The sequence below is a fragment of the Gardnerella sp. DNF00257 genome (assembly GCF_049262745.1).
Taxonomy (GTDB): Bacteria; Actinomycetota; Actinomycetes; order Actinomycetales; family Bifidobacteriaceae; genus Bifidobacterium; species Bifidobacterium piotii.
This window is the reverse complement of sequence record NZ_CP058403.1, coordinates 1,181,561-1,195,056: the sequence shown is the minus strand read 5'-3', so window position 1 is coordinate 1,195,056 and position 13,496 is coordinate 1,181,561. Positions and strand designations below refer to the sequence as shown.

Here is a 13,496-nt window from a genome sequence, read left to right as displayed (position 1 = left end):
TGTTATTTTTCGCATTTGTTTGCGTTTGTTTGCATATAAAACTCGCTTGGCTCTAGGTTAAAAGTGCCGTCTGGCATAACGTATCCGCTTAACTGTATTGTGCCTGTTATAAATCGTGGATTCCCGTTAAAACTTGGGCTTGTGTTTGGAGCAGGCGTGAATTGCAATGTTCCGCATACGCGTAATCCTGGAACTGCTTTATATTTTTGTTCTGATTTATTTTGTGATTCGTTATTTTCATGCAAATCTTCGGTTGCTTGCGATTCGTCTGTGCCTTTTGGTTTGTCTGTGTCTTTTGATTCTTCTGTGGATGGCAATTCATCATTTGTATTAATGATTTGTGCAGTTAAATCGCAAGCAGCGTTGTTGTTTGCGTAGTGAGTGGTGGCAGCATCGCTAAATGTTTCACACTCTGTTTCACGGCTTGTTTCGCGCGTATTATCGTCATTAAAATCAGGATTAATATCTTCTCCAACACATCTGCCAATGTGGTATTCGCTACTAGAAATTTTTCCATCCAATAGCATTTTTGCGTCTTGCGGAACGTCAACGCCATCTGAATATGTAGAAGAAATCAACGATTTCCATCCTTCTAATGGCAAATATCCATCCTTCAATTTGCTTCGGCAATCTTCAGCATAAGTTCTAGCAAGCTCGTCAACTTTCTCGTTTCCCGCGTTTCCAGCGTGTCCCTTAACCCAAACAAACTTAACGGAGCCTTTGCGCTTACAAATCTCCGAATCGATTGCGCGAATAAGTTCTGCATTTTTTACAGGCTCTTTTTTGGAGTTTTTCCAACCGTTCTTTTTCCAACCGTGAATCCAGGTTGTTGCACAATTAATCGCATATTGCGAGTCGCTTTCGATTGTTAAAGGCTCGCTTCCAGGGTGTGCGCGCAAAGCTTCTAGAACTGCGCATAATTCGCCTATTTGATTCGTGCCGTTAGTAGCTCCGCCTGCATCTGCGTTTCCAGTGTGATTGTGCTCGTGAGCGTTGCCTGCTTCGTCTATGTGGTCTGCCCAAGCCCATCCCATTGATCCGTTTGGGTTTCCCAGAGCAGATCCGTCTGTAGAAACAACAATCATTGTAAAACCTTTCAAAAAATGCGCTGGCAGCATAGCAACCAGCGCATATAGAAGCTGTTGACTTCGACTAATCGTAAATCAACTTCGACTAACCTAAGTCAATTTTAACTAATCGCAATTAAGCGTTACGCTAAAGCCTTGTCTACTACAGCAGTAGCTTCCTCAAGCACCTTATCTAGCGCTTCTGGAGAAACGAAGGACTCAGCGTAAACCTTGTAAATGTTCTCGGTACCAGATGGGCGAGCAGCGAACCAATTGTTCTTAGTTGTAACCTTCAAACCGCCAATCTTAGCGCCGTTTCCAGGAGCTTCTGTAAGCTTTGCTGTAATATCTTCGCCAGCAAGCTTAGTCGCTTCAACGTCGTTTCCGCTTAGAGCTGCAAACTTTTGCTTTTGCTCAAGTGTTGTTGGCGTATCTACGCGCTTGTACCAGCTTTCGCCAAAGCGAGCAACCTGGTCTTGATGAAGCTGAGCAGGATTCTTGCCAGTCTTTGCAGTGATTTCTGCAGCGAGCAAATCAGGAATCAAGCCATCTTTATCGGTGGTCCACACGCGGCCATCCTTGCGCAAGAAGCTCATGCCAGAGCTTTCCTCGCCGCCGAAAGCAACTTCGCCACTAAAGAGAGGCTCAACAAACCACTTAAAGCCAACAGGAACTTCCACAAGCTTTGCGTTAATAGAAGCAGCTACGCGGTCAATCAAAGAAGAAGACACAAGCGTCTTGCCGATTGCAGTATTCTTTGGCCAATCTGGGCGAGCGCCGCCGAACAAGTATTCCACGCACACTGCAATGTAGTGGTTTGGATTCATAACACCCCAGTTAGGGCACACAATTCCGTGGCGGTCGGCATCTGGATCGGTGCCGCCAACCAGATCGTACTTATCCCAAGCGCCAGCGTTAAGCTGATCAACTAAGCCCTTCATTGCGTAAGGGGAGCTTGGATCCATACGAATCTTGCCATCGTGATCGATTGTCATGAATCGCCAAGTTGGGTCAACATCTGGGCGCACAACGCCAATGTTTAAACCGTACTTTTCGTTCATAAGTGGCCAGTAGTTTACGCTTGCACCGCCGAGTGGATCAATTCCCAAGCGCACGCCGCTAGAGCGAATTACGTCGAAGTCAATAACGTTTGCCAAATCGCTAACGTAGTGTTCGCGGTAATCGAAGCCTTCAACCAAATCAGACTTGATTGCTTCCTCGAAAGGCACGCGCTTAATGGACTTGTAATTGTCGAGCAATTCGTTTGCGCGGTTTGCAATCGCATTAGTTACGTCTGCTGGGGCAGGGCCGCCGGTTACAGGATCGTACTTAAAACCACCGTCGGTTGGAGGATTGTGTGAAGGAGTGACTACAATGCCGTCGGCCAAGCCGTCTCCGCTAAAGCGCTGAGTGCCATCTGCTGCGCGGTTATGCGTCAAAATAGCCTGAGAAACAACAGGAGTTGGCACAAAGTCGCCGCGAGAATCCACACGAACGTGAACTCCGTTAGCAACCAAAACCTCAATAGCGGTTTTTTGAGCAGGCTCCGAAAGAGCGTGCGTATCTCTACCAATATAAAGTGGGCCAGTTACGCCAGCCTTCTTGCGGTATTCGGCAATGGCTTGTGTGATTGCAACAATGTGAGCTTCGTTAAACGAAGTTTTTAATGCAGAACCACGGTGACCAGACGTGCCGAAAATAACGCGCTGTTCTGGAATATTGGAATTTGGAACTTCATCGTAGTAAGCGCCAATCAAAGCGTCAACGTCTACTAGATCTTCTGGGGTGGCGGGCATTCCCGCATTTTTTGCTACCATAATTTTTTATTTTGCCACGGCGGCGGTATTTTCTAATGTATTTTTCTGTTTACTGTTGCTAGAGGGCTGGCTAATTCTACGCTCGCGCGTTACAGCGCGCTCACGCCCTCGCTTGCGTTGAAAGCACACTGTGCTTTCAACTTTGAGCAAGCTCAGCGAATCGAGGTGACTTCTCGCGCGCTATGCAGCTCGAAGTCGTCGATTCGCACAACGCTCCGCCTATTACGTGTAGTCTATAGTTGCGGTTGTTCCGATTTGGCTTTAATTTTTTGTTTTTGGTTGAAGTTTGTTTGTAGGCGTGTGCCATTGGATTATTTGGTATCGGCTGCCGCTCTTATACTGTTCGACCAAGAATCATCCAGCCCTCTTACGTGCTTGAACAATTGCGTATCGCTTAAACGGCTGAAATCGTAGACTAAACTGCGGTATTTTGAGTTAAAGAAGATTGCAAACTCTGTGGCACGCGCACGCATAATGCTCGTTTATCTACACTAAAACGCAAGTGTTTTGTGTATCCCAAAATATCTCCATCAACCTGCACGGGAGCAGGCCGTTCTAGCTTAACTTCGGCTTCAACACCTTGCGATTGGTCAATCTTGGAGTTTGTAGAAAGTGGGCTTTGTTGCGCTTTTCCTGTAACGGTTTGGTGTACAACATCTCCAAATAAGTTAGCCCATCCAATTAATCCGCCAGAAGTGTCAATAATCTCAAAGTCGAGTATGCCATCGTCGTAAGCTGCATCTGGCATAAGTGAAAACATTGGAATCTGGCCGCAATTTCCAGCCATAAGCGTGCGGAAAGATATTGCTTTAGACGTGTAATCCGTTCCATCTTTGCGCGTAAAAGTAACGTCTCCGCGGTATTTTGGCGCAAATAAGTGTTTAACACCTGCAACAAAATACGCAAGCCAGCTTATGTTCTTTTTAAGCGCAGGATTAGTGTCGTCTATCATAAGCGCGTCGAATCCAATTCCCGCAATAATCAAGAACGCATGACCGTGATCTTCGTACGGCTTGTCGAGTATAAAAACGCGACCAACGTCAACAAACCTAGATCCATGGCTAGTTGCCACTTTTAGCGCAGCTTGAACATCGTCTACAGGAATCCCCATGTTTCGCGCAAACAAGTTTCCCGTTCCAATTGGAATTATTCCCATTGCGTGGTTTGTTCCGCTAACTGCGCTCGCAACCGTTCTAACAGTGCCATCTCCGCCAACAGCAACAACAACATTTGCGCCATTTTTCAAAGCTTCTAGCGCGCATTCGCGCCCGTCTTTATTAAGCTGCGTATCTATTATTTCGTACGTAAAATCGTTAGAAGCACAGTAATCTTTAATGCTTTTTCGGTATTCTTCGGCTTGCGGTTTAGAAGGATTTAGTATAAAAGCGTAGTGAACGCTGTCTCCATGCCTTTCTGCCAGTTTTTCTGCTAAATGATGCTTCTTCAGGGTACGCGTAACTATCATGATGACGAATGGCGCAAAAACTAGCGCAAAAACAATCACCATTAACGCAATTGTTGCTTGAATTGGCATATCTGGCATATTTATTATTCTTGCACACATCTTTAAGATATGGACATTATTTTGACAATATTTATAAAATTTGATTATTTCTTTACATTTTCATCACTTATTACGTTATTTCGCGCGTTGCTGCGTCTGATTAAGCGCTTGATTGCTGCATTTGATTAGCGCGTTGATTATGAGCTTGATTATGCGTTTAACTACATTTTGACGCTGGCATGTTTGCTTAGTTAGTGCCATTTATATGATTTTTATATGCTAAGCAAGTGATAGACTTACAATGTGCGTTTGCGCGTAGAACTAGCAGGGGTTTAAGGTTATGTCTGAATCGCAAGAAAATAATATGAGCGTTTTTGAATCCGACGATACTGAACAATTTGAAGTATCGAAAAAACGTGTTAAAGGCAATAAGTCAGCGCTTGTATTGCTTTACTCGTTTATTATTTTCTTAATACTTGTAGTTGCAGCTTTTGTAGGGTCGCAAGCATACTTCCGTGACCGTGTTGCTCCTGGAGTGCATTTTGCTGGCAGCAGTGAAGTTTCGGGCGCTCAAGTTGAAAAAGTCACAGATGCTGTAAATAGGGCGATTGAAAACACAAAGATTGAGATTAAAGACGATTCTGGAAAAAGCTCTGTTGAAACACTTAAAGACTTATCGGTAAGCGTAGATAAAAGCGCAACTGTGCAAAACATTATGCGCGCAAAGCACAATAATGTGTTTACAATGCTTATGCCTTGGTTGCAAGAAAACGTTGGACTTAAAGCCAAGTTAGACAACGAAAGCATGGACGCGTACATTGTTAAAAAGTTTGTTAGCGAAAAAGATAGGGCAATGCCTTATACTGCTAAGTTCGATTCTTCTTCTAACTCTTATGTTGTAGAAGATGGTGTTCCAGGGCGTACAATCATAACTTTGCCAGTTCGCGAGGCTATTAAGCGTGTTCTAGAAAATCCTGGTAAAACAGTAAAAGTTACGGTTGGCTCTCGTAAGGTAGAAGCTCCAATTAAACGTGATGTAGCGCAGAAAACTGTTGATCAACTCAATAATTTGATATCTAAAAAAATTACGTTAGACAACGGCGATTCAAAAGATTTTACGCTTTCAAAGGCTGTTTTAGCATCTTGGATTAAGATTGATGCAGATTGTGCAAAAAAGAAGATTTCGTACAAGGTTGATTCGTCTGCTGCCGACGCATGGCTTTCTAAAGAGCTTGCTAAGAATCTTAATCAACAAAAAGTAGACCAAGAAGATACATATAACAAGCAAGGAAAGTTTATATTAACAACGCTTAAGGGTGCAAATGGCATAGAAGTTAAGTATTCTAAAGACTTTGCAAACAAGGTTGTTCAAGCTGTAGAAAAGTCGGCAGATACAAAGCTTAGTGTTCCAACAAATGTTGTTAAGTTTGGAATCGAAAAAAAGACTGTTGACATGCGCGTTGTTGTTAACAAGTCAAACCAAACAATAAGCGTTTACAAAGATGATCAGCTTCTTAAAACATTCCCAGTTTGCAGTGGCTCAAACGGTTATTACGAAACGCCAAACGGAACGTACTTTATTTACTTGCGCTACCGAGTGCAAGATATGCGCGGATTTAACCGAAATGGCTCTAGGTATTTCTTGCCTGGAATCACTTGGGTTAGCTACTTTAACGGCGGAATCTCATTCCACACCGCTCTTTGGAACAATGTTGGTATATCTCAAGGATACCCTGCAAAGTACGGTTCTCATGGATGCATAAACATGTATGAGCAGGACGCAAAGTGGGTGTTTGAAAACTGCCCTCGCGGAACCGTTGTGGAAGTTGTTGGAGAACAACCAGATGGACCAGTTCGCTAATAAAGCACCGAATTTGAAGGGCGATTTGCCTGCTGCAGCTAGAAGAGTTAGTAGCACTCCGATTCAGGTTCGTGTTACAGAAACGCTGTTTGATGCTCCTTCTAGCGAAGAGCGCTTAGATAAAAAACCTCCGATTGTTCAATTTGCTAGAAAGTTCGCAACGTCTAGCTTTGGACTTTGGGTGCGCATAAGTGGCAAAATCGCTCGGCATTTTGGATGTTTTCCTAGCGTTGAGCCATACATTGGTTACGGTACCGATCGCTACGCGCGCTTGATTTGCCGAACTGTTCTAGCACCTAAAAATGGACATCATTCCGCGTTAAAGCGCGGTATTTACGCAATGCTTGTTGTTCCTGCGATTCGCGTTAAGGTTGCTCTAAGTATTGATGACGTCGCTGTTGAATGGGCGCAGGTTGGCGATTCTTCTGTTTACGATAAGCCAGATTCTGCATATAACAGTAGCGCAGAATATTGCGTTTCGGATTGTTCGGGTTACTTGGATTTGGTTACCGAAAGGTCGCTTTTGCCAGGCGAGCACAAGGTTTCGTACAAGGTTGATAATCGCAATCCTGTTGAAGCAAGCATGTTTGTTATATCGGAGCAAACGCCTTTAGGCATTATTTCCGACGTTGACGATACTATTATGGTCACTCAAGCGCCTTCTCCTCTTAGAGCTGCTTACAATTTGCTTATTATGAATCCCGAACATAGGCATGCTGTTGATGGAATGAGTCACTTTTTTAAGCGTATTAAGGATTCAATTCCTAGCACTCCTTTCTTCTACCTATCCACTTCTCCTTGGAATGTGGAAGCTTCAATCCGACACTTTATTTTGCGCGAAGGTTTTCCTGCGGGGCCTCTTCTTCTTAGGGATTTAGACCCGCGTCCTAAGACTTTTGTTCCAACTGGACCACAGCACAAGCTTGAGTTTGCTCAACAGCTTATGGATGATTTTCCAGACATGCGATTTGTTCTTATTGGAGATGACGGTCAAAAAGACCCTTCGACTTATGCAAAAATCATTGAAAAATTCCCAAATCGCGTTCTTGCTGTTGGCATACGTCAGCTTAAAAAAGACGCAACTTTGGTTGATTTTAGGCGAAGCATGTCTAAGAATTTTGGTGTGACTCTTGCATCTTCTAGAGTTGCTAAAACTTGCAATGATATTTTTGTTGAAGCTAAGGGTGCAGCTGGTACTTTTGAAGGTGTTCCATTCTTTGCTGCTCAAAATGGCAATTTGCTAGAAGATATTATGATTCCGTTTATTATGGATTCTGTTAATAGCAAAGAATGATTTTAATCAAAGACTGATTTTAAGTGTTCTAAGTGTTTTAAGTGTTGTAGTTGTTAGTGTTGTTAAGATTGTAAAGATCATAAAGATTGTAAAGGTTATAAATGGAAGATAATTCGCTAAAAGTTAGTGATTTTAATACTGCTAAAAAGCCACTTCTTGCAAAACGAGTTGACTACGTTCGTAAGTTCCACAACGATGTGTTTGTAGACGAATATGCGTGGATGAGTAACACTAAATCCAAGGAGTTGCGCGAGTATATTGATGCTCAAAATGAGTACACTAGCAAACGCGTTTCTAGTTTAGAGCCTTTACGTAAACATTTGTTTAGTGAGTTAAAGAGCCGTATTCAAGAAACAGATATGTCGGTTCCAACTCGCATGGACGGTTATTGGTATTACGTTAGAACCGAAGAAGGCAAGCAATATGGCGTTCAATGCCGTATGAAAATTAAGAGCGAAGATGATTGGAATCCGCCTGTTATAGATGAGCACGCTCATGCTGGTCAAACGCCATGCGAAGAGGTTATTTTTGACGCAAATATAGAAGCTAACCGTTTTAATGGCGGATTCTTTCAGCTTGGAGGAATGGATATTAGCTTAGACGGTAAGCGAATGCTGTTTGGAGTTGATTCTAAAGGCGATGAAAGATTTGACTTTTATATTCGCGATTTTTGCGCGGATAAAAGTGGCGATTTTGATTGCAAAAATGGCGAAAATATCGAAGAAAATGGTAGCGAAAGCGCCGATTACATCACTCGCTATAACAATAGTTTTGTAACACTTTCGGATTGCATAAAAGGCATATCTTCCGCGCTTTTAACGCCAGATGGAAAATGGGTTTTCTACGTAACTTTAGATAGTGCTTGGAGGCCATACCAAGTGTTTAGGCATAAGGTTGGAACAAGTGTAGAAAATGACGTTAAAGTTTTTGAAGATTTAGACGAACGCTTTTTTGTTAGCGTGTACGAAAGCTTCGACGAGCGAAGCGTTATTATAAACAGCAGCTCTAAAACCACTTCACGCGTGTTAATGTTGCCTCTAAGCACTCCAGAAGGCGATTTTAGAATGGTGCTTAAGCCTATAGAAAACGTAGAATACGACGTTTCGTTTGCGTGCTTTGAAAATGCTGGGCAAGATGGCAAAGACATTCCTCTAATGTTTGTAAGCCACAATCTTAAAAATCCTAATTTTCAAATTGATGTTATAGATTTGCGAAAATACTCTGCAGATTCAATGCCATTTAACATTGGCGAAGGCATCTGCGTTGCGCAAGGTTCTCCATACGGATGTCAAAATGGTGATTTAATAGAAAAAGGCGCGAGTAAAAAAGCCATTAGTGCGCCGTATTACAACAGCCAAAATCCTAAGATTTTGCAAGGGTTGCGCGGCTTGAGCGTGGATGGTTTAAGCGTTTATAAAAACTACGTTGCTCTTTCTTTCCGCGCAAACGGCTTGCCTCAATTGGCAGTTATGACTAAAAGCAATGCCGTTGAAGATTTTAAGACTGGCTGCCCATGGAGATTCCGTCTTGTAAAAGAAGATGGGTTTGTGGAAGATTCTTGCGATTCGCTTTCTGCTTGCGATTCGTTGGAGGCTAGCGATTCTTGCGCAAAAGTCGCAAGCTTCCGTTCCACAAGCGCTCGCAAAGAATTATCTAAAATAAGTCTTGAACAAGCAAAAAATAGTCGAATCAGCCTTATTGTTGCAACGGGAAATCCGTGTTATGAAGCGCCAAAAATACGTTATTCTTGCTCAAGTTACGCAACTCTTGGAGCGTTAAAAGAACTAGACCCAGCAACAGGTAAAAGCGTTTTGCTTAAGCGCGGAAAAATTTTAGGCGATTTTAACGAAAACGACTACGCAGAAAAACGAGTGTGGGTTAAAGTTCGAGATGGCGAGAGCGTGCCAGTTTCGCTAGTTTGGAAAAAAGACGCTGTTGCAAAAACTAATGCAATGTTTATAACCGCTTACGGAGCGTACGAGATTAGCAGCGATCCGTATTTTTCTGTTGCGCGTTTAAGCATGCTAGACAGAGGCGTGCTTTTTGCTCAAGTTCATGTGCGAGGCGGTGGAGAAATGGGTCGCGCGTGGTATGAGAATGGCAGGCGTCGCAACAAAAAACACACTTTTGAGGATTTTGTAGATGTTACGCGCGCTTTGCAACAAGCAGGGTATGCTGATGCAAATCATACTGTTGCAAATGGCGGTTCTGCAGGCGGGCTTCTTATGGGAGCTGTGGCAAATATGGCTCCGCAATGCTACGCAGGAATCGAAGCGGATGTTCCTTTTGTAGACGCGCTTACGTCTATGCTAGACGACTCACTGCCTCTTACTGTTACCGAGTGGGACGAGTGGGGAGACCCGTTGCACAATGCGCAAGATTACGTGTATCTAAAGTCTTACACGCCTTACGAGAATGTGCCTGAGCGTATTGAGCAGGGAGAGTTTCCAAAAATTCTTATAACGTCTTCGATTAACGACACTCGCGTTCTTGTTACGGAGCCGCTTAAGTGGCTTGCGCGATTGCAGGCGGCTGGAGCGGATGCTATTGCGCGCATTGAAACAGAAGGCGGCCACGGCGGAGGCTCTGGCAGGTATAAAAAGTGGGAAGAAGTTTGTTACGAAAACGCGTGGTGTTTAGATGCCATGGGTATTTCGTAGAATATTTTTAAAACACATTGGAGGCTGATTGTGGTAATAGTAAAGCCAGATAAGCCCTACGTGGAAGACCTTCCGTTAACGCATACAGCGTTATTTAAGCAAGTGCCGCTAGACCAAGCGAGGGAGCTGCTAGAACACTTGCATGAGTCGGTTTTTTCTAAGGGGCAGGCGATTTTTAACGAAGGAGATACGGATCGCCGCATGTATCTTTTGGAGCGCGGCCGCGTTAAGCTAGTTCGTCATTCTAGAGATAATCGTGTGCAATTGCTTAGCATTCACACACATGGAGAAATTCTTGGGGAGATTCCTGTTTTTGACCCGTATGGTGGGCCGCGCACGGCATCTGCGATTGCTATTACAGATAAAACTCGCGTGCTGTGGCTAGAAAACGAAGTACTTTTTAACTGGTTAGGTCACCATCCTAGAGTTGCTGTAGACATGCTTCAAGTTTTGGCAGCGCGTTTAAGGGCAAATAACGAGCATATTTCTGATCTTGTTTTTATGGACGTTCCAGCAAGATTAGCTAAAACGCTTTTGAATCTTGCTTCTAGATTTGGAGAGCCTGTTAGAGAAGGCGTGCTTGTTCCTCACGATTTAACTCAAGAAGAGCTTGCGCAATTGGTTGGATCTTCTAGAGAAACAGTTAATAAAGCGTTGATGGATTTTGCGCAAAGAGGTTGGATTAAAAGGCACGGAAGGTCGATTATTATTTACGAGCCTGGAATGTTGATTCGCAGAGCAGAAAGATAAATCGCGCAAATAGCGCAAATCTTATAAATTGCGATTTTTGCGTGCCGCAACGTAGAGGCAAGCCTCTAGAATAGTACGCATGCCTAAAAAGAAATCCCTAACAACTCGTAGAGTACTCGCACTGTTTCTTACGTACATCACTTTGTGTGTTGCAGGTGGTGTGGCTTCTAGTATTCTATTTGTTCCAGGGGTAATGAGCATAAACAGCGTTGTTAAGTCTGTTGTGCCTTCTCTTAGGGTAGATGGCATTGATTTTGACGTTACTGCATTGCCGCAAAAATCGCGATTATACGCTTCCGATGGCAAAACTGTTATTGCCACTTTTTATGCTCAAAACCGCACTGTTGTGCCGCTTAGGCGAATATCGCAATACATGCAACAAGCAATGGTTGCTCGAGAAGATCGACGATTCTTTGAACATTCTGGCGTAGATGTTCAAGGCGTTATGCGTGCGTTTGTGCAAACGTTTATTAAAAAGTCAGATATGCAAGGTGGATCTTCCTTAACGCAGCAGTACGTTAAAAACGTTCTTATGATTAAAGCTAGGGAAGATAACGATCCTATATCGGAATATCACGCTGCAGAAAGTACTGTTGCCAGAAAATTGCGAGAAATGCTAATCGCAATTCAAATGGAGAAAAAATACTCAAAGCTAGAGATTCTACAAGGTTACTTAAACGTTGCACAATTCGGTAGTAATAACCTTTATGGTGTAGAAACTGCTGCAAAACGCTACTTTAATACTACGGCAGCAAAGCTTAATCTTGTTCAGTCTGCAACGATTGCATCAATTACAAAAAATCCTTCTAGGTATGATCCTTCTATAGAAGAAAATTGGCCAGAATCTCAAAAGCAGAGGAATATTGTTCTTGATTTAATGCTTAGGCAGAATTTTATAACCCAAAAAGAACATGATGATGCTGTAAAAATTCCAATTAAAGATACACTTAATATTCAGCACGAAGTTGCAAATGTTGGATGCCAAGCTGCTGGAGATGCTGCATTCTTTTGCGATTATGTTACTAAGAAAATCTTGAATTCACGCGAGTTTGGTAAAACCACTGTTGCGCGTCAAAAGCTTCTTAACGAAGGCGGATTAGACATTTACACAACAATGGATATTCTTGCAAACTCTTCTGCAATGGATACAGCTAGGGCTACTGTTCCAATACACGATCCAAGCGGTTTTGAAGTTTCGATTGCTGCTATTAAACCTGGAACTGGAGAAGTACTTGGATTTGGAAGCAACCGTATTTACGATGCTACAGATGCAGCAAAATCAGACCCTACGCACACTGCGATTAACTACGCTGTAGACGAGCGAGACGGCGGAGGCTTAGGCTGGCAGATTGGTTCTACGTGGAAGCCAATTAACATTGTTGCTTGGTTGCTTGCTGGAAAGTCGATTAATCAGCCTCTAAGAACAAGCATGCTTTATAACAACACTGATTTTTCTTGCGCAAGGTATCGTGGAATTGGTCGCTGGTCTGTTCAAAACTCTGGTGGCGGTAGTGTTAGCCCAGAAACACCTTTAATGGGTCTTGTTCATTCTCATAACACTATTCAGGCAGCAATGGGAACCCAGCTTAAGCTTTGTGCTGTTGCGGAGGCAGCTAAAACGTTGGGGTATCACAATTCGCCACTGGGTCAAGAAGATGTGTTCTCTAAGAACTCGTTCAATCCTCCTATGTTGATTGGTGCTGTGCAAGCTTCGCCGCTTACAATGGCAAATGTTTATGCAACAATCGCAGCTAATGGCGTTCAGTGCGATCCTATAGCCATTAAGCGCGTAGTAGACAAGAATGGTAAGCGTTTGCGTGTTCCTAGCGCTAATTGCCATCAAGCAATACCAAAGAAGGTTGCTCAAACGGCAGCATACGCTATTAATCAAGGCGTTGTTCAGCCAACTGGTGTTGCGCATATGGCTCAGCTAGAAGGTGGGCGAAAAACGTTTACTAAAACTGGTACTAACGAAGACTTTTACATGGCAACAGCTGGATTTGTGCCAAATAAGGTGTCTGCGTTTATTGCGGTTGGAAATGCGGAAGTTCAAAAGAGCTTTAACAACATGCGCATTAATGGCGTCTACCACAGCACATGGTATGGTACCTACATTGCTATGCCTGCTTGGAAAAAGTTTATGGATACGTACCTAAAGGCATCTAACACGCCTATGGATAACGATTACGGAAAACCAGATCCAAAGTATATGGCTGGCGGAAAAATGCCGTTGACTAGCGAGCAGATGCGCAGGCAGTATGAGTTGCAACAGCAGCGTGATAGAGAAGAAGAAGCGCGCAGACAGGCAGCTCAAGAGCAAAGCCAGGATTCGCAAAGCGACCAGAGTGCGCAAGGCTCTCAGGATTCGCAAGGTGATCAAAACTCGCAACAAGATGCAACTACAAACGGACGCTACGCAACGGGCGACGGAAGGCAAGACCAATATTCTGGTAACGCCAGCAGTGGAGATACCTCCAGCTCGTATTCTGGCGGAACTCGCTAGCGTATGGTCGCTAGCGTGTGGTCGCTAGTGTGTGTTGTTG

General features: G+C 43.6%; 8 protein-coding genes. 5 read left to right on the top strand and 3 right to left on the bottom strand.

The window, feature by feature from the left end; translation table 11 throughout:
- Positions 1-2: 2 nt before the first annotated feature.
- From HXT23_RS04575 to HXT23_RS04565, 3 genes are all read right to left on the bottom strand, one after another.
- Entirely contained in the window at positions 3-1,085 is a 1,083-nt protein-coding gene (locus tag HXT23_RS04575; RefSeq protein WP_050567894.1) for a ribonuclease H family protein, read from the bottom strand.
- A gap of 125 nt (positions 1,086-1,210) precedes the next feature.
- A complete protein-coding gene (gene pgm / locus HXT23_RS04570; RefSeq protein ID WP_016805665.1) occupies positions 1,211-2,884 on the bottom strand; it encodes a phosphoglucomutase (alpha-D-glucose-1,6-bisphosphate-dependent) in 1,674 nt (557 codons plus the stop codon).
- A 415-nt stretch (positions 2,885-3,299) separates the two neighbouring features.
- Entirely contained in the window at positions 3,300-4,427 is a 1,128-nt protein-coding gene (locus HXT23_RS04565; protein ID WP_410293988.1) for a diacylglycerol/lipid kinase family protein, read from the bottom strand.
- A 301-nt stretch (positions 4,428-4,728) separates the two neighbouring features.
- On the opposite strand from HXT23_RS04565, the gene HXT23_RS04560 reads away from it, so the two are divergent.
- The 5 genes from HXT23_RS04560 (at position 4,729) to HXT23_RS04540 (ending at position 13,456) form a co-directional block, all read left to right on the top strand.
- Positions 4,729-6,249, top strand: a complete 1,521-nt coding sequence (locus HXT23_RS04560) for a L,D-transpeptidase (RefSeq protein ID WP_016805671.1) — start codon at positions 4,729-4,731, stop codon at positions 6,247-6,249.
- Positions 6,233-7,543: an App1 family protein gene (locus HXT23_RS04555; protein ID WP_422112760.1), complete on the top strand. Its 1,311-nt coding sequence runs from the start codon at positions 6,233-6,235 to the stop codon at positions 7,541-7,543. Before HXT23_RS04560 ends, HXT23_RS04555 begins: the two co-directional genes overlap by 17 nt.
- Positions 7,544-7,644: 101 nt before the next feature.
- The gene (locus tag HXT23_RS04550; RefSeq protein ID WP_422112759.1) at positions 7,645-10,203 is read left to right on the top strand and encodes a S9 family peptidase; all 2,559 of its coding nucleotides are present in this window, start codon (positions 7,645-7,647) and stop codon (positions 10,201-10,203) included.
- Positions 10,204-10,233: 30 nt separating this feature from the next.
- Positions 10,234-10,953, top strand: a complete 720-nt coding sequence (locus HXT23_RS04545; RefSeq protein ID WP_116285544.1) for a Crp/Fnr family transcriptional regulator — start codon at positions 10,234-10,236, stop codon at positions 10,951-10,953.
- 79 nt (positions 10,954-11,032) lie between these two features.
- Entirely contained in the window at positions 11,033-13,456 is a 2,424-nt protein-coding gene (locus HXT23_RS04540) for a transglycosylase domain-containing protein (RefSeq protein WP_421778606.1), read from the top strand.
- Positions 13,457-13,496 lie beyond the last annotated feature (40 nt).